Below are 24,223 nucleotides of genomic sequence, written 5' to 3'. Positions count from 1 at the left end.
CACCGAGCCCTGTCAGCCTCCGCAGACCAGGAGACATCCGTGACCGACGTTCAAACGACACCCGAGTCGGCTGCGCCGACCGAGTCCATACCCACCCCGGACTCCTTGGGGCTGAAGGAGATGCGCGAGGTCATCCGCAACATCCCGGGCTACATGTCCCGGCTGCGCGACAAGCACGGCCCGGTCGTCCGCATTCCGATGGGAAAGGACGAGGTCTTCCTCCTCAGTGACTTCGACGTCGTCCAGGACGTCATCGTCGCCTCCAGCCGCCGCTTCGACAAGGACACCAAGAAGACCGGCCCCGGTCCCGACGACTGGGGGGCCAACCTGGAGACCATCCTGGGCCGCAATGTCCTGGGCAAGGGCCTGGTGACCAGCGTCGGCACCTACCACCGCAGGCAGCGACGGCTCATCCAGCCCGTCTTCCACCGCAAGCGCATCGCCGGATACGGCTCCGCCTTCGCCGCCATCGCGGACGAGGCCTCCGCCGGGTTCACCGACGGCGAGAAGTTCAACTTCCACGAGTCCATGTACGAACTCGCGCTCGGCATGGTCACCCGCACCCTCTTCGACGTCTCCCTCGAAAGCGAGGCCGCCGAGAGCATCCGCACCGCCTTCCCCCGCGAAGGCGGCCCACTGCGCTGGGAGCTGAGCCCCTTCGGCAAGATCCTGCTGCGGCTCCCGCTGCCCGCGAACCGCCAGCTGAAGCGCGGCCTGAAGAACATCGACGACATCGTCTACGCCATGATCGAGGAACGGCGCCAGGGGTCCGGGGACGGCGCGGACCTGCTGTCCGTACTCCTGACCGTCACCGACGCCGACACCGGCGAGCACCTCACCGATCTGGAGGTGCGCGACGAGGCCGTCACCCTGCTGATGGCCGGTCACGAGACCTCCTCGGGAGCCCTGACCTGGGCGTACCACCTGCTCGGCACCAACCCCGAGACCCGCGAGCGGCTGCACGCCGAAGTCGACGAGGTCCTCGGTGACCGCCTGCCCACCGTCGAGGACCTCCCCGACCTGAAGTACGCGGACGCCGTGTACTCCGAGGCGCTGCGCCTGTACCCGCCGGCCTGGAACCTCGTCCGGCGTTCCCTGGAGGACTACACGGCCAACGGGTTCCACATCCCCCGCAACAGCGTGGTCATCTGCAGCCCCTACGTCCTGCACCGCGATCCCGCCTGGTGGCCCGAGCCGGAGCGGTTCGCCCCCCAGCGGTTCCTGGCCGAGGCCGACCCGTCCGACCCGCTGGCGGGCCACGCCAAGGCCGCGGGCCGCCCCCGGCTGGCGTACCTCCCCTTCGGCGCCGGACCCCGGCAGTGCATCGGCAACGTCTTCGCTCAGATGGAAGGCGTCATGGCACTGGCGACCCTCAGCCGCCACTGGGAGTTCGAGCCGGTCGACAAGGGTCGCGTCCGGGTCGCGAGCGACATCACCCTGCAACCCCGCGGCGGCCTCGAGATGATCGCCCACCGCAGGCGCTGAAGGCCGCTGACCAGGGCCGAAGAAGTAGAAGTCTCCCTAGATCGAGAGCTGCCCACGGGACTGATCCCCCGGCAGCCACCAGTATGACGAACACCGGAACCATCGATCGCATCGCAATCATCGATCGTCTCGCAGGTCGCGCGGGAGTCGGATCCGGCCGGAATCCGCGGCCGGAAGTTGAGCCGGATCCGTAGGGCGGAGGCAGTGGCCGTGTTGCCAGAAGACGCACACGCACGGGAAAACGCGTCGAAATCCCTTCAGGGGCCCGAGAACATTCGGGAAGGGGACGCAATTCGGGGGCCTGAACGCCTACCGGGGGAAACGGCCCGTATCTCGTCGGAAGCCGAGAACGTGAGGGCACTCGAGAACGCCATAGCGGTCGTGGGAATGTCCTGCCGCTTTCCCCAGGCACCCGACCCCACCGCTTTCTGGCGCCTCCTGATCGACGGCGAAAGCGCCGTCACCGAAACCCCCGGGAACCGCCGGGACGCGCTCGCCGCACCCGACCCGGCCGCCCCCGGGACCGTCCGCCGCGGCGCCTACCTCGACCACGTCGACCGCTTCGACCCCGGCTTCTTCGCCATCTCGCCGCGCGAGGCGACGGCCATGGACCCCCAGCAGCGCCTGGTCCTCGAACTCGGCTGGGAGGCCCTGGAGGAAGCAGCCGTCGTCCCCGCGCGGCTGCGCGGCAGCCGCACCGGAGTCTTCGTCGGCGCCATCTGGGACGACTACGCCTCCCTCGCCCGCCGCCTCGGCCCCGAGACCGTCGGCCGGTACACCCTCAGCGGCCTCAACCGAGGCATCATCGCCAACCGTGTCTCCTACGTCCTCGGCCTGCGCGGCCCCAGCCTGACGGTGGACGCCGGCCAGTCCTCCTCCCTCGTCGCCGTCCACCTGGCCTGCGAGAGCCTGCGGCGCGGCGAGTCCGAACTCGCCCTGGCCGGAGGCATCAACCTCACCCTCGCCCCCGACAGCGCCCTCGCCTCCGCCGGCTTCGGCGCGCTCTCCCCGGACGGCCACTGCTACACCTTCGACGCCCGCGCCAACGGCTACGTACGCGGTGAGGGCGGCGCCCTGGTCCTCCTCAAGCCCCTCGCCCGGGCCCTCGCCGACGGCGATCGCATCCACTGCGTCATCCGCGGCAGCGCCACCAACAACGACGGCGGCGGCGACGGCCTGACCGCCCCCCTGCGCGAGGCCCAGGAGGAAGTGCTGCGCCTCGCCTACCGCCAGGCCGCCGTGCACCCCGCCGACGTCCAGTACGTCGAGCTGCACGGCACCGGCACCCGGCTCGGCGACCCGATCGAGGCCGCCGCGCTCGGCAAGGTCGTCGGCGGCGCCCGGACCGACGGGACCCCCCTGCTCGTCGGCTCCGTCAAGACCAACATCGGTCACCTGGAGGGCGCGGCCGGTGTCGCCGGGCTCGTCAAGACCGTCCTCTCCCTCAGCCACGGGCGGATCCCCGCCAGCCTCAACTTCGAGAAGCCGAACCCCGCCATCCCGCTCGACGCCCTCAACCTGCGGGTCGCCACCGAGCCCCAGCCCTGGCCCGACCAGGACGGCCCACGGCGGGCGGGCGTCAGCTCCTTCGGGATGGGCGGCACCAACTGCCACGTCGTGCTGGAGGAATGGCCAACCCCCGCGTCCGCCGGGACGCCCGACGCCGGGGCACCGACGGCCCACACCGAGCCGGGCGCGGCCACCCCCGACGTCTCCCGCCTGCCGCTGCCCTGGATCATCTCCGCCCGGACCCGCAAGGCGCTGCGCGGCCAGGCCCGCCGGCTGCTCACCCGCCTGGAGACCGACCCCGCAGCGGACCCGGCCGACGTGGCCTACTCCCTGGCCGAGACCAGGACCCGCTTCGAACACCGCGCCGTCGTCCTCGGAAGGCACCGCGAGGAACTGCTGCGCGGCCTGACCGCCCTCGCGGCCGGCACTCCGTCGAACGACGTCGTCACCGGCGGGGCTGCCGAGACGGTCCGGGCTGCCGACTCGGTTCGGGCGGCCGACACCGGCGGGGTGGCTGAACACCCGCGCACCGCCTTCCTCTTCGCGGGACAGGGCTCACAACGCCTCGGCATGGGCCAGGAGTTGTACGAGACGTACCCAGTCTTCGCCGAGGCCTTCGACGCTGTGGACAGGGAACTGCCGTTCAGTCTGCGGGAAGTGGTGTTCGGTGGCGGACAGGACGACACCGCGACCGCGGAGCGGCTGAACCGGACGGAGTACACCCAGCCCGCCCTCTTCGCCCTCGAAGTCGCCCTCTTCCGTCTCGCCGAGTCCTTCGGCGTGCGCCCCGACGTCGTCCTCGGCCACTCCGTGGGCGGGATCGCCGCGGCCCATGTGGCCGGCGTCTGGTCGCTGGCCGACGCGTGCCGGGTGGTCGTCGCCCGCGGACGGCTGATGCAGGCCCTCCCCGCGGGCGGCGCGATGGCCGCCGTGGAGGCGGCCGAGGACGAGGTGCTGCCGCTGCTGAACGACCGGGTCGGCATCGCCGCGGTCAACGGCCCCCGCGCGGTGGTGGTGTCGGGCACGGCCGAAGCCGTGAATGAGGTGAGCGCCCACTTCCGGGCCCGAGAGCGCAAGGTGACGGCCCTGCGGGTCAGTCACGCCTTCCACTCGCCGCTCATGGAGCCGATGCTCGACGAGTTCCGCGCCGTACTCGCCGACGTCTCCTACGGACAGCCCACCCTCCCCCTCGTGTCCGACGTCACCGGCCGCCTCGCGACGGCCGACGAGCTGGCATCTCCCGACCACTGGACGCAGCACGTCCAGCGGCCCGTCCGGTTCGCCGACGGCATCCGGACACTGGAGGCACAAGGCGCCCGACGCTTCCTGGAACTCGGCCCGGACGGCACCCTGACGGCCCTGGCCGAGCAGAGCCTGGACGACGAAGAGGCGCTCGCGGTCCCCGCCGTCCGCAAGGACCGCTCCGAGGCCGTGGCCTTCCTCACCGCCCTCGCGGCCCTGCACACCCGGGGCCTCCCCGTCGACTGGACCCCCGCCTTCGCCGCACACCACGCCCGGCGTACCCCACTGCCGACCTATGCCTTCCAGCGCCGCCGCTACTGGCTGCCGGACGCCGCCGCCACGACGGTGACCTCGGACGGCCCGGTGGCGTCCGTGGCGGCTCCGGGCATCGAGGACGGGACCGTTGCCGAAGCCGAGGACAACCTCGAAGCGACCTCGCCGCTGCACGACCGCCTGGCCGGCCTGTCCCCACGCGACCGGCGGGGCGCCCTGCTGGAACTGGTCCAAGCGCACGCCGCGAGCATCCTCGACCACGACTCGGCGGACCAGGTCGAACCCCGCCGCACCTTCAAGGATCTGGGCTTCGACTCCCTCACCTCCGTCGACCTCCGCAACCGCCTCAAGACCGCGACCGACCTCCCCCTGCCCGCCTCCCTCCTGTTCGACTTCCCGACCCCCGAAGCCGTGGCCGGCTATCTGGACGGGCAGTTGTCCGGCGCCGTCGCCTCCGAAGCCGCTCCGCTCGCACCGACGCGTGTGACCGGCGATCCTGTGGTGATCGTCGGTATGGCATGCCGGTTCCCGGGCGGGGTGGGCTCGCCGGACGACCTCTGGCGACTGGTGAGCGAGGGCGGGGACGCGATCGGAGACTTCCCGTCCGACCGTGGCTGGGACCTCGACGGCCTCTACGACGCGGAGCCCGGCACTCCGGGCCGCGTGTACGTGCGTGAGGGCGGCTTTCTCCATGACGCCTCCGAGTTCGACGCGGGGCTGTTCGGTATCTCGCCGCGTGAGGCGTTGGCGATGGATCCGCAGCAGCGGTTGCTGCTGGAGACGTCGTGGGAGGTGCTGGAGCGGGCGGGGATCGACCCTGCGACGCTGCGCGGCAGCCGTACCGGTGTCTTCGCAGGCCTTGTGGAGCAGGGCTATGGAGCATGCCTGCGCGATGCCGCCGAGGAATCGGACGGCTATGTGCTCACCGGCACGACCCTGAGCGTGGCTTCGGGCCGTATCGCGTACACGTTCGGTTTTGAGGGTCCTGCGGTGACGGTCGATACGGCGTGTTCGTCGTCGCTGGTGGCCCTGCACCTGGCGGCGCAGGCGCTGCGTTCGGGTGAGTGTGACCTGGCGCTGGCCGGTGGTGTGACGGTGATGGCGGGGCCGGAGATGTTCGTGGAGTTCTCGCGGCAGCGGGGGCTGGCGGTGGACGGCCGGTGCAAGGCGTTCTCGGACGGCGCGGACGGTACGGCGTGGTCGGAGGGTGTGGGTCTGCTGCTGGTGGAGCGGTTGTCGGACGCGCGGCGCAACGGGCACCGGGTGCTGGCGGTGGTGGCGGGTTCGGCCGTCAACCAGGACGGTGCGTCCAATGGCCTGACCGCGCCGAATGGTCCCTCGCAGCAGCGGGTGATCCGGCAGGCGCTGGCCGGGGCCGGTCTGCGGCCCGCTGATGTGGACGCGGTGGAGGCACATGGCACCGGCACACCGCTCGGCGACCCGATCGAGGCCCAGGCACTCCTGGCCACCTACGGCCAGGACCGTGAACAGCCGCTGCTGCTGGGCTCGTTGAAGTCGAACGTCGGTCACGCGCAGGCTGCGGCCGGGGTGGGCGGCGTCATCAAGATGGTGATGGCGATGCGGCACGGTGTGCTGCCGCGCACCCTGCACGTGGACGAGCCGTCCTCGCACGTCGACTGGACAGCGGGTTCGGTGGAACTGCTGACGGAGGAGTGTGCGTGGCCCGAGACGGGTCGCTCGCGGCGAGCGGGTGTCTCGTCCTTCGGCATCAGCGGCACCAATGCCCACGTGATCCTCGAACAGGCTCCTTACGCGGAGGCCGTCGCAACGGACGAGGCGCGGGCGGTCCCGGGTGTCCTGCCGTGGGTGGTGTCCGCGGCCGGGGGTGGGCTGCCGGCCCAGGCCGAGAAGCTGGCGGCGTTCGTCGAGGCACAACCCGACCTCTCCCTCGCCGATGCCGCCCTCGCGCTGGCCACCACACGGACCGTCCTGGAGCACCGCGCGGTCGTTCTGGCCGCCGACCGGGACGACTTGCTGAGGGGTTTGCGTGCGCTGGCGGAGGGCGCTGATGCCCCAGGATTGATCCGGGGTGCGCAGACGCGGGCGGGGAAGACGGCTCTGCTCTTCGCGGGTCAGGGTTCCCAGCGTCTTTGCATGGGCCGGGAGTTGTACGAGACGTATCCCGTCTTCGCCGAAGCCTTCGACGCCGTGGACGCGGAACTCCCCTTCGATCTGCGGGAGGTGGTGTTCGGTGAGGACGCCGAGCGTCTGAACCGGACGGAGTTCACCCAGCCCGCGCTGTTCGCGCTGGAAGTGGCCCTGTTCCGGCTGCTGGAGTCGTGGGGTGTGCGGCCGGACGTCCTCGCCGGGCACTCGATCGGTGAGATCGCTGCCGCGCATGTGGCGGGTGTCTGGTCGTTGTCGGACGCCTGTCGTCTGGTGGCGGCGCGGGGCCGGTTGATGCAGGCCCTGCCGTCGGGTGGTGCGATGGTGGCGCTCCAGGCCACCGAGGAGGAGGTCCTGCCCCTCCTCGGAGACGAGGTGGGCATCGCGGCGGTCAACGGACCCCGTGCGATTGTGATCGCCGGTGTCGCAAATGCCGTGGAGAAGGTCGCCGCGCACTTCCGGGACCAGGGACGCAGGGCGACGGCCCTGCGGGTCAGTCACGCGTTCCACTCGCCGCTGATGGACCCGATGCTCGACGACTTCCGGGCCGTGGCCGAGACGCTGACCTACCGCGAACCCCACCTGGCCCTCGTCTCCACGCTCACCGGGACCACCGCGGAGCCCGCGCAGCTCATGACCCCCGACTACTGGGTGCGCCACGTGCGCCAGGCGGTCCGCTACGGCGACGCCGTGCGCACCCTCGCGGGCCAAGGTGTCTCGCGGTTCGTGGAACTCGGTCCGGACGGCACACTGACCGCGCTCGCACAGGCCTGCCTGGACGTGGACGCCGACGGACAGCTGCTCGTTCCCTCCCTGCGCAAGGACCGGCCGGAGGCCGAGGCGGTGCTGGCCGCGGTCGCCGGCCTGTTCACCCGTGGCGGTGACGTGGAGTGGGCCGAGGTCTTCGCAGGGACAGGGGCCCGCCCGGTCGACCTGCCGACGTACGCCTTCCAGCGCAAGAGCTACTGGCCCACCAAGGCCGGGGAAAGGTTCGACGGTGACCTCTCAGGACTCGGCCTCTCGGCCGCCGACCACCCCCTCCTCGGAGCGGCGCTGGCACCGGCCGACTCCGAAGGCGTGGTCTTCACCGGACTTCTGTCGCTGCGGAGCCACCCGTGGCTGCGCGACCATGTGGTCTCGGGCGCAGTTCTGTTCCCCGGCACCGGCTTCCTGGAAATGGTCCTTCGCGGGGCCGACCAGGTGGGGTGCGACCGGGTGGAGGAACTGACCATCGCCGTACCGCTGGTGCTCCCGGAGCACGGTGGTGTGCGGGTTCAGCTGCTGGTCAACGGCCCGGACGAGTCGGGCCGCCGGGGCGTCAGTGTCTTCTCCCGGCCGGGCGAGGCGACGGAGGATGAGGCGTGGACCCTCAACGCCACCGGTGTGGTGAGCGGCGGGACCGCGGCTGAAGGCCCGGATCGCGCGTTCGACCTCGGTGTGTGGCCGCCGCGGGGTGCGGTGGCGGAGCCGGTCGAGGGCGCGTACGAGGGTCTCGCCGGGCTGGGTCTGTCGTATGGTCCGGTGTTCCGAGGCCTGCGCGCGATGTGGCGGCGCGGCGATGAGGTCTTCGCCGAGGTCTCGCTCCCCGAGGCGCATGAGGAGCTCGCGGACCGGTTCGGGATGCACCCCGCGCTGCTGGACTCCGTCCTGCACGCGGTCCTGCGGGGCACGTTCGGCGCCGGGAACGCGCTCAGGCTGCCGTTCTCCTGGAGCGGGGTGTCGCTGTGGGCCTCGGGCGCGCGTGCGCTGAGGGTACGCGTGGCTCCGGCGGGACCGGACGCCGTGACGCTCGAACTCGCGGACACGACCGGCGCAGCGGTGGCCTCCGTGGACTCACTCGTGCTGCGCGAGGCGACCAGTGGGGTCGCACCGGCCGACGGCGGCCGAGACGGACTGTTCCAGCTCGACTGGGTGCGGATCCCGGCGGCCCCGGGATCGGTCCCGGAGGTCTACACCGGGCTCCCCGAACCGACCGAGGCCGCGGCCGGTGACGTGCTGGTGCGGATCGAGAGCCCCGACGGCAGTCGGCCGGCAGCTGCCCACGCCGTCACCCGTACCGCGCTCGACCTGGTGCGGGCCTGGCTGGCGGAGGAGCGGTTCGAGGGTGGCCGTCTGGTGGTTGTCACCGAGGGGGCGGTGGCGTGGGACGGCGGGGCGGCGGATCCGGTGCTGTCGGCGGTGTGGGGTCTGGTGCGGTCGGCTCGGGCGGAGAATCCGGGGCGGTTCGTGCTGGTCGACGTGGACGGTACGGACGAGTCGTGGGCCGTGGTGGGTGGTGCGCTGGTCTCTGGTGAGCCGGAAGCGGCGGTGCGTGGAGGCACGGTCTTCGTTCCGCGTCTGGTGCGTGCGGTGTCCGGTGCGGGGCTGGCGGTGCCGGCGGGTGAGTCCGCGTGGCGGCTGGACGTCGTGGAGAAGGGGACGTTGGAGGGCCTGGCGCTGTGCGGTGTTCCTTCGGTCGAGCTGGTGGAACGGCAGGTTCGTATCGCTGTGCGGGCGGCGGGTGTGAATTTCCGTGATGTGTTGAACGCGCTTGGCATGTATCCGGGGGATGCGAGGGATTTCGGTCTGGAGGGTGCGGGTGTGGTGACCGAGGTCGGCCCGGGTGTGTCGGGGTTGGCGGTCGGTGACCGTGTGTTCGGCATGTTCTCGGGTTCGTTCGGGCCGGTGGCGGTGGCGGATGCGCGGAAGGTGGTCCGGATTCCGGAGGGCTGGTCGTTCGCGGAGGCGGCGTCGGTGCCGGTGGTGTTCTTGACGGCGTACTACGCGCTCACCGAGCTGGGCGCCGTGCGGCCGGGGGAGTCGGTGCTGGTGCATGCGGCTGCTGGTGGTGTGGGCATGGCAGCCGTGCAGCTGGCGCGGCATCTGGGTGCGGAGGTGTTCGGCACGGCGAGTGTCGGCAAGTGGGACACCCTGCGGACTCTGGGCCTGGACGAGGCGCACATCGCTTCCTCGCGGGACACGGCCTTCGAGGCGGCGTTCCTCGCGGCGACGGGTGGCCGGGGCATGGATGTCGTGCTGGACTCGCTGGCGGGTGAGTTCGTGGATGCGTCGCTGCGGCTGCTGCCGCGTGGTGGTCGGTTCCTGGAGATGGGCAAGACCGATGTCCGGGACCCGGACGCGGTGGCTGCCGAGCATGCGGGGGTGGTCTATCAGGCGTTCGACTTGATGGATGTGGAGGCGGAGCGGATCGGCCGGATGCTGGCCGAGCTGGTGGTGTTGTTCGAGGCGGGGGTGCTCGAGCCTCTGCCTGTCACCTGCTGGGACGTGCGCAGGGCTTCGGAGGCGTTCCGGTACCTGTCGCAGGCACGCCATGTCGGCAAGGTGGTCCTCACGGTCCCGGCGCCGCTGGACCCCGACGGCACGGTGCTGGTGACCGGTGGCACGGGTGGCCTGGGCGCGCTGGTGGCGCGCCGCCTGGTGACCGGGCACGGCATACGGCATCTGCTGCTCGCCAGTCGGCGTGGCCTCGAAGCGCCGGGCGCGGACGAACTCGTCGCGGAACTGACGGACTTGGGAGCCGAGGTCGAGGTGGCAGCGGTCGATGTCGCCGAGCGTGACCAGTTGGCGGCTGTGCTGGCCACGGTTCCCGACGGGCATCCGCTGACCGCCGTGGTGCACACGGCGGGCATCGTCGACGACGGGGTGGTGTCGTCCCTCACCGGGGAGCGGCTCGCGAGGGTGCTGCGGCCGAAGGTCGACGCGGTGACGCACCTGGACGAGCTGACCCGTGACGCCGACCTGTCCGCGTTCGTCGTCTTCTCCTCGGTCATGGGCACCTTCGGTGGTGCGGGGCAGGCCAACTACTCGGCTGCCAACGCCTTCCTGGACGCATTCGCGTCGTTCCGTCGGACGGCGGGTCTGCCCGCGACGTCCCTCGGCTGGGGTCCGTGGGCTCCCGGCGCCGGTATGACCGCTGACCTGAGTGAGGCGGATCTGCGCCGCATGGCACGCGGTGGCATGGTGCCGCTTGCCCCCGATCGGGGCCTCGGCCTCCTGGACGCGGTCCTCCAGCAGGGCGCTGAGCTGGAGCGGGCAGCGGTTCTGCCCATCGACCTGGATCTCGCGGGGCTGCGTCGCCGGGCGGCGGAGGAGGTTCCCGCCGTACTGCGTGCTCTGGTGCGGGTCCGTGCCCGTCGCAGGGCCGAGGTCGGTATCGGCAAGGGACTGGAGCACCAGGATCTCAAGGCACAGCTCACGGCGGCTCCGCCGGCAGACCGCGAGCGACTCGTGTCCCATCTGGTCCAGGGCGCTGCGGCCGCCGTGCTCGGTCACGCCTCCGCCGCCGACATCGAGGTGGACCACACTTTCAAGGAACTGGGCTTCGACTCGCTGACCTCGGTGGAGCTCCGTAACCGTGTGAACGCCGCCACCGGCATGAGGCTGCCCGCCACCCTGATCTTCGACTACCCCACGCCCACCGCCCTGATCCGGCACATCGGGTCAGAGCTTCTGGGAGGAGAGGAGCAGGCGGTCGTCGACGTACTGCCTGCGCCGAACAGTGTGACCGACGATCCGGTGGTGATCGTCGGTATGTCGTGCCGGTTCCCCGGTGGGGTCGGCTCGCCCGAGGATTTGTGGCGGCTGGTCAGCGAGGGCGGTGACGCGATCGGCGGGTTCCCGGGCGACCGCGGCTGGGACCTCGAAGGGCTCTACGACCCCGAGCCCGGCACGGTCGGTCGTACCTACGTCCGCGAGGGCGGTTTCCTTTACGGCGCGACGGAGTTCGATGCCGGGTTGTTCGGTATCTCGCCGCGTGAGGCGTTGGCGATGGATCCGCAGCAGCGGTTGTTGCTGGAGACGTCGTGGGAGGTGCTGGAGCGGGCGGGGATCGACCCGGCGACGCTGCGTGGCAGCCGTACCGGTGTCTTCGCCGGCGCCATGGCCCAGGACTACGGCTCATCGCTGCGCGGTACCTCCGAAGGCGCCGACGGCTACCTGCTGACCGGGAACACCGGCAGTGTTGCCTCGGGGCGTATCGCGTACACGTTCGGTTTCGAGGGTCCTGCGGTGACGGTTGATACGGCGTGTTCGTCGTCGCTGGTGGCCCTGCACCTGTCGGCGCAGGCGCTGCGCTCCGGCGAGTGTGACCTCGCGCTGGCCGGTGGTGTGACGGTGATGTCCACGCCGGACACGTTCGTGGAGTTCTCGCGGCAGCGGGGGCTGGCGGTGGACGGCCGGTGCAAGGCGTTCTCGGACGGCGCGGACGGTACGGCGTGGTCGGAGGGTGTGGGTCTGTTGCTGGTGGAGCGGTTGTCGGACGCGCGGCGCAACGGCCATCGCGTGCTGGCGGTGGTGGCGGGTTCGGCCGTCAACCAGGACGGTGCGTCCAATGGCCTGACCGCGCCGAATGGTCCCTCGCAGCAGCGGGTGATCCGGCAGGCCCTGGCCGGGGCCGGTCTGCGGCCCGCCGATGTGGACGCGGTGGAGGCACATGGCACCGGCACACCGCTCGGCGACCCGATCGAGGCCCAGGCACTCCTGGCCACCTACGGCCAGGACCGCGAACAACCGCTCCTGCTGGGCTCGTTGAAGTCGAACGTCGGTCACACGCAGGCGGCGGCCGGGGTGGGCGGCGTCATCAAGATGGTGATGGCGATGCGGCACGGTGTGCTGCCGCGCACCCTGCACGTGGACGAGCCCTCCTCCCACGTCGACTGGACGGCAGGGGAGATCACCCTGCTGACCGACAACACCGAGTGGCCCCAGCCGGCCGACCGGCCCCGCCGTGCCGGTGTCTCGTCCTTCGGCATCAGCGGCACCAACGCCCACGTCATCCTCGAGCAGGCGCCGCACACGGAGGTCATCGAAACGGACGGGGCACGGGCGGTCCCGGGTGTCCTGCCGTGGGTGCTGTCCGCGGCCGGCGGTGGGCTGCCGGCCCAGGCCGAGAACCTGGCGGCGTTCGTCGAGGCACAACCCGACCTTTCCCTCAGCGAGGCCGCCCTCGCGCTGGCCACCACACGCACCGTCCTGGAACACCGCGCGGTCGTCCTGGCCGCCGACCGGGACGAGCTGCTCAACGCTCTGCGCGCAGTGGCGGAGGGCCGGACCGAGCCCCATGTCATCCGGGACTCCGCGCAGACCGGCGGTCGCACGGCGTTCCTGTTCGCGGGGCAGGGTTCGCAACGCCTGGGGATGGGCCATGAGTTGTACGAGACGTATCCCGTCTTCGCCGAGGCTTTCGACGCCGTGGATGCGGAACTCCCCTTCGATCTGCGGGAGGTGGTGTTCGGTGAGGATGCCGAGCGTCTGAACCGCACGGAGTTCACCCAGCCCGCGCTGTTCGCGCTGGAAGTGGCGCTGTTCCGGCTGCTGGAGTCGTGGGGTGTGCGTCCGGACGTCCTCGCCGGCCACTCGATCGGTGAGATCGCTGCCGTGCATGTGGCGGGTGTGTGGTCGTTGTCGGACGCGTGTCGTCTGGTGGTGGCGCGGGGCCGGTTGATGCAGGCCCTGCCGTCGGGTGGTGCGATGGTGGCGCTCCAGGCCACCGAGGAGGAGGTCCTGCCTCTGCTCGGTGATGAGGTGGGTATCGGGGCGGTCAACGGCCCGCAGGCGGTGGTGATCTCGGGTTCGGCGGTTGCGGTCGAGGAGATCGCGGACGGTTTCCGCGCCCAGGGCCGCAAGGTCACATCCCTGCGGGTCAGCCACGCCTTCCATTCGCCGCTGATGGATCCGATGCTGGACGGCTTTCGGGCGGTGGCCGCGAGTCTGTCGTACGGGCAGCCGCGGATACCGGTCGTCTCGACCGTCACCGGGGAGGCCGCGTCGGCCGAGGAGCTGTCCTCGCCGGAGTACTGGGTGGAGCATGTGCGTCGGCCGGTGCGGTTCGCGGGTGCGGTGCGGTGTCTGGACGGGCTGGGTGTGTCGCGGTTCGTGGAGCTGGGTGCGGACGGCACGCTGACCGCGCTGGCTCAGGGTGGTCTCGACGGTGACGCGGAGGGGCGTCTGCTGACCCCGACCCTGCGCAAGGACCGCTCCGAGACCCACTCGATCCTCTCCGCGGCAGCGGAGCTCTTCGTACGAGGCGCCACGCTCAACTGGACCGCTGTCTTCGCCCGTCCGACTTCTGCCGCGACGCTCGTCGACCTGCCGACCTACGCCTTCCAGCGGCGCCGCTTCTGGCCCGGTGCCTCGGCGCTCTTCACCAGGGATCTGGGTGCGGTGGGGTTGGGTGCGGCGGGGCATCCGTTGTTGGGTGCCGCGGTGGAGTTGGCCGGTGGGGATGGTCTGTTGTTGACGGGTCGGTTGTCGTTGGTTGCGCAGGAGTGGTTGCGTGATCATGTGGTGGCGGGTGTGGTGGTGTTTCCGGGGACGGGTTTCCTGGAGTTGGCGTTGCGGGCCGGTGAGCAGGCTGGTTGTGACGGGGTGGAGGATCTGACGATCGCGGCGCCGTTGGTGGTGCCTGAGCGGGGTGGGGTCCGGGTCCAGGTGCGGGTGGGTGCGGCGGACGAGGCGGGCCGGCGCGCGCTGGAGATCCACTCCCGTCCGGAGGACCTGCCCGAGGACCTCCCGTGGACCTTGCATGCGACGGGGACACTGACCGTCCTTCCGGACGCCCCGTCCGTCGATTCCCACGACTTCGGTGTGTGGCCGCCGCGGGGTGCGGTGGCGGAGCCGGTCGAGGGTGTGTACGAGCGGTTCGCCGGGCTGGGGTTGTCGTACGGTCCGGTGTTCCGGGGGCTGCGTGGGGTGTGGCGGCGCGGGGAGGAGGTTTTCGCCGAGGTCGCGCTGCCGGAGGGACACGAGGAGGCGGCGGAGCGGTTCGGGGCGCATCCGGCGTTGGTGGATGCGGCGTTGCACGCCGTGGTGTTCACGTCGGTGTTCGGGGACGGGCGGGCGCGGTTGCCTTTCTCGTGGTCCGGGGTGTCGTTGTGGGCGTCGGGTGCGCGTGCGTTGCGTGTGCGGATGGTGGTGCTGGGGTCGGACTCGGTGGCGTTGGAGCTGGCGGATCCGGTGGGCGGGTTGGTGGCCTCGGTGGAGTCGCTGGTGTTGCGGGAGCCGTCCGGCGACCTGCTGACGGGGGACAGTGGCCACGTCGACCACCTGTTCCAGACCGACTGGACTCCTGTCCTGCTGGAGCCGTCCACGGAAGACCCGACGCACCCCTCCGACCTCCCCACCGGACTGCCCGACAAGGCTGTTGAGCCCGGGACGGATGTCCTGGTGCGGGTGCAGCGGCCGACCGGTGGCCCGGCCGACGCCGCGCGCGAAAGCACGGCCGCCGTACTGGCCCACGTCCAGGCCTGGCTGAGGGAGGAGCGGTTCGACGGCGCTCGTCTCGTGTTCGTGACCGAAGGGGCCGTAGCGGTCAACGAATCGTCCCCCGATCCGGCCCTGGCGGCGGTGTGGGGTCTGGTCCGCGCGGCACGTGCCGAGGCCGCGGACCGGTTCGCGCTGCTCGACCTGGACGGCACGGACGAGTCCTGGTCCCAGGTGCCGGCGGCGCTCGCCGCGGGCGAGCCGGAGCTGGCAATGCGTGTCGGTGCCGCCTACGCGCCCCGGCTGGTGCGCGCCGCGACCGCTCCCGCTCTGACCGTGCCCGAGGGACAGCCGGAATGGCGGCTGGACGTCGTGGAGAAGGGGACGTTGGAGGGCCTGGCGCTGTGTGCCGCTCCTTCGACCGACCTGGCGGAACGGCAGGTTCGTATCGCTGTGCGGGCGGCGGGTGTGAATTTCCGTGATGTGTTGAACGCGCTTGGCATGTATCCGGGGGATGCGAGGGATTTCGGTCTGGAGGGTGCGGGGGTGGTGACCGAGGTCGGCCCGGGTGTGTCGGGGCTGGCCGTGGGTGACCGTGTGTTCGGCATGTTCTCGGGTTCGTTCGGGCCGGTGGCGGTGGCGGATGCGCGCAAGGTGGTCCGGATTCCGGAGGGCTGGTCGTTCGCGGAGGCGGCGTCGGTGCCGGTGGTGTTCTTGACGGCGTACTACGCGCTCACCGAGCTGGGCGCCGTGCGGCCGGGGGAGTCGGTGCTGGTGCATGCGGCTGCTGGTGGTGTGGGCATGGCGGCGGTGCAGTTGGCGGGGCATCTGGGCGCGGAGGTGTTCGGTACGGCGAGTGCCGGCAAGTGGGACACCCTGCGGACTCTGGGCCTGGACGAGGCGCACATCGCCTCGTCCCGGGACACGGCCTTCGAGGCGGCGTTCCTCGCGGCGACGGCCGGCCGGGGCATGGATGTCGTGCTGGACTCGCTGGCCGGTGAGTTCGTGGATGCGTCGCTGCGGCTGCTGCCGCGTGGTGGTCGGTTCCTGGAGATGGGCAAGACCGATGTCCGGGACCCGGAGGTCGTGGCTGCCCGGCACGCTGGGGTGTTGTACCGGGCGTTCGATCTGATGGATGTGGAGGCGGAGCGGATCGGCCGGATGCTGGCCGAGCTGGTGGTGTTGTTCGAGGCGGGGGTGCTCGAGCCTCTGCCTGTCACCTGCTGGGACGTGCGCAGGGCTTCGGAGGCGTTCCGGTACCTGTCGCAGGCGCGGCATGTGGGCAAGGTGGTCCTCACGGTTCCGGCGCCGCTGGACCCCGACGGCACGGTGCTGGTGACCGGTGGCACGGGTGGCCTGGGTGCGCTGGTGGCGCGCCGTCTGGTGACCGGGCACGGCGTGCGGCATCTGTTGCTGGCCAGTCGGCGTGGCCTCGAAGCGCCGGGCGCGGACGAACTCGTCGCGGAACTCGCCAACTTGGGAGCCGAGGTCGAGGTCGCCGCACTGGACGTGGCCGACCGTGACCAGCTCGCCGCCGCCCTCGCAGGTGTCCCCGCGGCGTATCCGCTGACCGCAGTGATCCACACGGCAGGCGTCCTCGACGACGGTGTGGTCGCCTCCCTCACCCCCGACCGGCTCGCGCACGTCATGCGGCCCAAGAGCGATGCCGTCGCACACCTGGACGAGCTGACGCGCGACGCCGACCTGTCCGCGTTCGTCGTCTTCTCCTCCGTCGCCGGTACGTTCGGCGGAGCGGGCCAGGCCAACTACGCCGCCGCCAACGCCTTCCTGGACGCATTCGCCACCACCCGCCGCTCCGCCGGCCTGCCCGCGACCGCCCTCGCCTGGGGTCCCTGGGCGCCGGGCGCGGGCATGACCGCCGAGCTGACCGAGGCGGACCTGCGGCGCCTGGCACGGAGCGGGATGCTTCCGCTCTCTCCCGAGCGGGGTCTGGGACTGCTGGACACGGTGCTGGAGCTGAGCGCCGACCTGGCACGAGCCGCCGTGCTGCCGGTCGACATGGACATCACGGCGTTGCGCCGACGGGCACCGGAAGACGTGTCCCCGCTGCTGCGTGCCCTGGTTCGCAACCATGGCCGCCGCAGGGCCGGGACCGGTGCAGGCGGCGAGGCCACGAGCCTGCGGCAGCAGTTGCTCGCCCTTCCGGTGGTCGAGCGTGAGCGCTTCCTGCGGGGCTTCGTCTCGGCGCAGGCCGCCTCCGTGCTCGGGCACGGTTCGACGCGGGAGGTCGAGGCGGAACACACGTTCAAGGACCTTGGTTTCGACTCGCTCACCTCCGTCGAGCTGCGCAACCGCCTGAACGCGGCCACCGGCATGAGGCTCCCCGCCACCCTGGTCTTCGACTACCCGACCCCGGCCGACGTGGCCCGCTTGCTGCTCACGGAGCTGGTGGAGGACAGCGGCCCCGGCACCGTCGACGCGACACTGCCTGCACCGACGAGTGTGACCGACGATCCGGTGGTGATCGTCGGTATGTCGTGCCGGTTCCCCGGCGGGGTCGGCTCGCCCGAGGGCCTGTGGCGGCTGGTGAGCGAGGGTGGCGACGCGATCGGTGGGTTCCCGGGCGACCGTGGCTGGGACCTCGACGGGCTGTATGACCCCGAGCCGGGCACGCCCGGTCGTACCTACGTCCGCGAGGGCGGATTCCTCCACGACGCGCCTGAGTTCGATGCCGGGTTGTTCGGGATCTCGCCGCGTGAGGCGCTGGCGATGGATCCGCAGCAGCGGTTGCTGCTGGAGACGTCGTGGGAGGTGCTGGAGCGGGCGGGAATCGACCCGGCGACCTTGCGTGGCAGCCGTACCGGTGTCTTCGCCGGCGCCATGGCCCAGGACTACGGCTCCGTCCTCCGCTCGGGCGAGCTCGACTCCGGCGGTTACCTCATGACCGGGAACACCGGCAGTGTTGCTTCGGGGCGTATCGCGTACACGTTCGGTTTCGAGGGTCCTGCGGTGACGGTCGATACGGCGTGTTCGTCGTCGCTGGTGGCCCTGCACCTGGCGGCGCAGGCGCTGCGTTCGGGTGAGTGTGATCTGGCGCTGGCCGGTGGTGTGACGGTGATGGCGGGGCCGGAGATGTTCGTGGAGTTCTCGCGGCAGCGGGGGCTGGCGGTGGACGGCCGGTGCAAGGCGTTCTCGGACGGCGCGGACGGTACGGCGTGGTCGGAGGGTGTGGGTCTGCTGCTGGTGGAGCGGTTGTCGGACGCGCGGCGCAACGGGCACCGGGTGCTGGCGGTGGTGGCGGGTTCGGCCGTCAACCAGGACGGTGCGTCCAATGGCCTGACCGCGCCGAATGGTCCCTCGCAGCAGCGGGTGATCCGGCAGGCGCTGGCCGGGGCCGGTCTGCGGCCCGCCGATGTGGACGCGGTGGAGGCGCACGGCACCGGCACACCGCTCGGCGACCCGATCGAGGCCCAGGCACTCCTGGCCACCTACGGCCAGGACCGCGAACAGCCGCTGCTGCTGGGCTCGTTGAAGTCGAACATCGGTCACACGCAGGCGGCGGCCGGGGTGGGCGGCGTCATCAAGATGGTGATGGCGATGCGGCACGGAGTACTGCCGCGCACCCTGCACGTGGACGAGCCCTCCTCCCACGTCGACTGGACGGCAGGGGAGATCACCCTGCTGACCGACAACACCGAGTGGCCCCAGCCGGCCGACCGGCCCCGCCGTGCCGGTGTCTCGTCCTTCGGCATCAGCGGCACCAACGCCCATGTCATCCTCGAACAGGCCCCGGCGGACGAGACCGACGAGGACAACAGCCACACCGACGAGACCAACAGCCGTGCCACCCTCATCCCCCTCTCCGCCGCCGAACCCGCGGCCCTGCGGGTCCAGGCCGAACACCTGGGGAGTCTCCTGGCCTCGGACACCGAACTGTCGCACCACGACGTCGCCCTGTCCCTCGCGACGACACGTTCCGCGCTGGAGCACCGGACCGCGGTGGTGGCCGCCGACCGGCAGCAGGCCCTGGTCGGCCTCCGTGCCGTGGCCGAGCAGCGGACCGTCGGGCAGGTGATCAGCGGCACGGCGGTCGCCGATGGCGGCCGTACGGCCTTCCTCTTCGCGGGCCAGGGCTCACAACGGCTGGGCATGGGACGGGAGTTGTACGACGCGTATCCCGTCTTCGCCGAGGCGTTCGACGCCGTGGACGCGGAACTGCCCTTCGGGCTGCGGGAGGTGGTCTTCGGTGCGGAGGCCGACGTACTGAACCGCACGGAGTACGCCCAGCCTGCGCTGTTCGCGCTGGAAGTGGCCCTGTTCCGGCTGCTGGAGTCGTGGGGTGTGCGTCCGGACGTGCTGCTCGGTCACTCCGTCGGTGAGGTGGCCGCCGCCCATGTCGCGGGGGTGTGGTCGCTGGCCGACGCGTGCCGTCTGGTGGCGGCGCGCGGCCGGCTGATGCAGGCGCTGCCGGCCGGTGGGGCGATGGTATCGCTCCAGGCGTCCGAGGACGAGGTGCTGCCGCTGCTGGCGGGCCGGGAGACCGAGGCCGGCATCGCCGCCGTCAACGGTGTGGAGGCGACCGTGGTCGCGGGCACCGAGGCGGCCGTCGAGGAGATCGCCGCGCACTTCCGCGGCCTCGACCGGAAGGTCACCCGGCTGCGGGTCAGCCACGCCTTCCACTCCCCGCTGATGGAGCCCATGCTCGCCGAGTTCCGTACGGTCGCGGAGAGCCTCGCGTACGGTCGTCCGCAGCTGGCCGTCGTCTCGGCGCTCACCGGCGACCTCGCCGACGCCGACGACCTGATGACGGCCGACCACTGGGTGCGGCACGTCCGCCACGCCGTGCGGTTCGCCGACGCAGTTCGCCGGGTGCGGGCCGAAGGAGCCACGAACTGGCTGGAGTTGGGGCCGGACGGCACGCTCACGGCGCTGGCCCGGGCCGAGGTGCACACCGACCCCGCCGAGCAGGCGCTCCTCGTGCCCACGCTGCGCAAGGACCGCGACGAACTCGCGACACTCCTGACCGCCGTGGCCGAGCTGTACGTCCGGGGCACCGAACCGCGCTGGCCGGCCGTGTTCGCGGGCAGCGGCGCACGCCGAGCCGACCTGCCGACGTACGCGTTCCAGCGGCAGCGCTTCTGGCCGGGTGTCCCGAGCGCCACGGCCGGTGACGCGGCCGGGCTAGGGCTCACCGCCGCCGGACACCCGCTGCTCGGCGCCGAGGTCACGCTGGCGGAAGGCGGCGGAGCCCTGCTCACCGGCAGGCTCTCCCTCAGGACCCACCCGTGGCTGCGGGACCACGCGGTGGCGGGCACGGTCCTCTTCCCGGGCACGGGCTTCCTGGAACTGGCGCTCCAGGCCGGTCTCCGCGTCGGCTGCGCCCGGCTGGCGGACCTGACGCTCGAGACACCGCTGGTCCTCACCGAACACAACGCTGTCCGGATCCAGGTCGCCGTCGGCGGCCCGGACGAGTCGGGACGGCGGACCGTGTCCGTCCACTCGCGGGCCGACTCCGCCGATGGCGAGGCCCATGCCGGGGCCGGGGCCGTGGGATGGGTGCGTCACGCGGGCGGATTCCTCGACGCGGACCACAACGGCGAGGCGGACGGCCTCGACGGCGCGGGCCACTTCGCGACCTGGCCGCCCAAGGACGCGGACTCCGTCCCGCTGCACGGCTTCTACGACCGTCTCGCGGACGAGGGGTACACCTACGGCCCCGTGTTCCAGGGCCTGCGTGCCGTCTGGCGCCAGGGCGAGGACGTCTACGCCGAGGTCGGGCTGCCCGCCGACCAGCAGGAGGAGGCGGGGCGCCACGGCCTGCACCCGGCCCTGCTGGACGCCGCACTGCACGCATGGCTCGCCGCGGGCCGGGCCACGGCGGACGGCTCCGGCGACGCACCCGCCGGCGGCGGGGTACGGCTGCCGTTCTCCTGGAGTGGCGCCTCGCTGACCGCGGTCGGCGCGTCCGCCGTACGCGTGCGGCTGTCGCCCGTGGACGAGGACACGATCACCCTCATCGTCGCCGACTCCGAGGGCCGTGACGTGGCCCGCGTCGACGCCCTCACGCTGCGCGAGCTGAGCGGGGACGCACTGGCTCCCGCCGCGGACGGCCCGGCGGCGCCGCGTGACGCGCTGTTCCGGGTCGACTGGAGCGCGCTGCCCGCACCGTCCGGTCCCCTCCCCGACCGGGACGCGCGGTGGGCCGTCGTCGGACCCGAGATCGCCGGGCTCGGCGAAGCGCCGGCCGGTCGCTACCCGGACGTCACGGCGCTGGCCGAGGCGGTCGCCGCGGGAACGCCACTGCCGGGTGCGGTGCTCGTCGCCTGCGGTCCTTCCGGGACCGGGGGACCGGCCCCGCTGCAGGGCGCGCACGGCACCCTCGCCTCGGAGGCCGTGGACGCCACCAGGACGGTGCTGCACCACGTCCTCTCCCTCGTGCAGGACTGGCTGGCGGACGACCGTTTCGGCGCCGCCAGGCTGGTGCTGGTGACCCGGGGCGCGGTGCCCGCCGACGGCGACCGGGCGCTCACCGACCCGGTGGCCGCCTCCGTCTGGGGGCTCGTCCGCTCCGCGCAGTCGGAGCACCCCGGACGCCTGGTCCTGCTCGACCTGGCCCCCGAGGCACCCGGCGCCACCGACGCGGTTCCCGGCGCCGGCGGCACCAGCGGTGCCGGCGACCGGACCGACCCGGCCCCCGCGCTCGCCTCCGGCGAACCGCAGCTCGCCCTGCGCGGCGATGCCGCTCTCGTGCCCCGGCTGGCCCCGGCCGGCACCGGCGGCGCGCTGCTCCCGCCGCCCGGTGAGCCGGTGTGGCGGCTGGACGTCACCACGCCCGGCACCCTCGACAGCCTGGCCCTCGTCGGCTGCCCCGACGTCACCGGACCGCTTGCCCCCGGCGAGGTCCGGGTGGCGATGCGGGCCACCGGCGTCAACTTCCGCGACGTACTGGTCTGTCTGGGCATGCTCGACCGCGAGGTGCCCGGCCGTGAGGGGGCGGGCGTGGTCCTGGAGACCGGCCCGGGTGTCACCGGCCTCACCCCCGGCGACCGGGTGCTCGGACTCTTCTCCGGGGCGTACGGCCCGCTCGCGGTGACCGACCACCGGCTGCTCACACGACAGCCGGACGACTGGTCCTTCACCGAGGCCGCCGCGGCGCCCATCGTCTTCCTCAGCGCCTACCACGGCCTGGTGGACCTGGCGGATCTGCGCCCCGGCGAGGCCGTCCTCGTCCACGCGGGCACCGGCGGCGTCGGCATGGCCGCCGTCCAGCTCGCCCGGCACCTGGGCGCGGAGGTCTTCGCCACCGCAGCCCCCGCCAAGTGGGGGACACTGTGGGCGATGGGCCTGGACGACGACCACATCGCGTCCTCCCGTGACACCGACTTCGAGGCGAAGTTCCTGCGGGTGACCTCCGGCCGAGGCATGGACGTCGTCCTCAACTCCCTGGCCCGCGAACTCATCGACGCGTCGTTCCGGCTGCTGCCCCGCGGCGGACGCTTCATCGAGATGGGCAAGACCGACCTGCGTCACGCGCAGACCGTCGCCGCCGAGCACCGGGGCGTGGTCTACCAGGCGTTCGACCTCAGGGACGTCGACCCCGACCACACCGCCGAGATGCTGACGGCCGTGCTCGCGCTGTTCGAGCAGCAGGCACTGCGCCCGCTCCCGGTCACGACCTGGGACGTACGGCGGGCCCCCGAGGCCTTCCGCCACCTCAGCCAGGCGCGGCACACCGGCAAGATCGTCCTCACCGTCCCCGAACTGCCCGTCGACCTCGCCCGCACGTCGGCCGACGCCGGACGCACCGGAGTCTCGGCCACCGCCGGACACCCGGCCACCGCCGGACACGCCGAAGGCCCGGTTACCGCCGGACACGCTGGACCACCTGCCACCCCCGGACAACCGGCCACCGCCGGACACACCGAAAGCCCGGCCACCGCCGGACGCACCGGACACGCCGAAGGCCCGGTCACCGCCGGACGCACCGGAGAAGCCGCCCACCACGGTCGCCCCGCGGCGCAGCCCCGCCCCCACGGCACCGTCCTGATCACCGGCGGCACCGGCACACTCGGCGGTCTGTTCGCCCGGCACCTGGTGACCCGCCACGGCGTCCGCCATCTGCTGCTGACCAGCCGCAGCGGCCCCGACGCCCCGGGTGCCGCCGAGCTCACCGCGGAACTCACCGGGCTGGGTGCCACCGTCACCGTCACCGCCTGCGACATCGCCGACCGGAACGCCCTGGCCGGCCTGCTCGCGGCGATCCCCGCCGAGCGCCCGCTGACAGCGGTCGTCCACGCGGCCGGCATCCTCGATGACGGCATCCTCGACGCCATGACGCCCGACCGCGTCGACCGCGTCCTGCGCCCGAAGGCACAGGCCGCGTGGAACCTGCACGAACTGACCCGCGACCTGCCCCTGTCGGCGTTCGTCCTCTTCTCCTCCGTGGCCGCCACCTTCGGCAGCCAGGGACAGGCCAACTACGCCGCCGCCAACGCCTTCCTCGACACCCTGGCCCAGCACCGCAGGGCCCAGGGGCTGCCCGCGCTCTCCCTGGCATGGGGCCTGTGGGAGACCGACCACGGCATGGCGGGCACCCTCGGCGCCGCCGACCTGCGGCGCATCGGCCGCATGGGCCTCGCCCCGCTCCCGGCGGAGGAGGGCCTCGCCCTGTTCGACGCGGCCCTCGCCGCCGACCAGGCGCTGCTGCTGCCCACCCGCCTCGACCTGGCCGGGCTGGAACGCCGCGGCGCCGAACCCCCCGCCCTGCTCAAGGCGCTGGCCCGGACCCCGGTCCGGCGGGCCGCGGCGGACACCGCCGGCCCGGCGAGCGGCACCCAGGACGGCGGAAGCGGTACGCGGCTGTCGTTCACCGAGCAGCTGCGCCCGCTGCCCGCCGAGGAACGACAGCGGGCCGCTCTGGACCTGGTCCGCACCCACACCGCGGCGGTCCTCGGGCACTCCGACCCCGAAGCGGTCGACGCCGACCGGCCGTTCAAGTCGCTGGGCTTCGACTCGCTCACCGCGGTCGAGATGCGCAACCGGCTCGGTACGGCCACCGGACTCACCCTGCGGGCCACGCTGATCTTCAGCTACCCGACGCCCGCGGTCCTCGCCCGCCACCTGCTGGACCAGTGCGCACCACAGGACGAACGACCGGCCGACATCCTCCTCGCGGAACTCGACAAGCTCGAGTCCGTCATGGCCGACGCGCACCGCGCGGCCGACGGAGCGGAGAGCGACGGCGCGCTCAACGACAAGGTGACCGCCCGGCTGCGGGACCTGCTGGCCCGGTGGACGGACGACACGGACGGCACGAACGGCGCGGACGGCACCACGACGGCCGCCACCGGACTCGAATCCGCGACGGACGACGAGATGTTCGACCTCATCAACAAAGAGCTGGGCATTTCCTGACCCCGACCGACCC

The 24,223-nt window shown here is 72.2% G+C and carries 2 protein-coding genes; both read left to right on the top strand.

Annotated elements, in window-relative coordinates; genetic code table 11:
- The first annotated feature begins 39 nt into the window (after positions 1–39).
- The gene (locus tag OG289_RS06380; protein WP_327313016.1) at positions 40–1,485 is read left to right on the top strand and encodes a cytochrome P450; all 1,446 of its coding nucleotides are present in this window, start codon (positions 40–42) and stop codon (positions 1,483–1,485) included.
- Between the two features lie 351 nt (positions 1,486–1,836).
- On the top strand, positions 1,837–24,210 hold the full coding sequence (locus OG289_RS06375; protein WP_327313015.1) for an SDR family NAD(P)-dependent oxidoreductase: 22,374 nt from the start codon (positions 1,837–1,839) through the stop codon (positions 24,208–24,210).
- Positions 24,211–24,223: the final 13 nt, after the last annotated feature.

This window comes from Streptomyces sp. NBC_01235 (assembly GCF_035989285.1).
Classification (GTDB): domain Bacteria; phylum Actinomycetota; class Actinomycetes; order Streptomycetales; family Streptomycetaceae; genus Streptomyces.
Note: the sequence above shows the minus strand (reverse complement) of the source record. Positions and strands in the feature narration are given on the sequence as shown.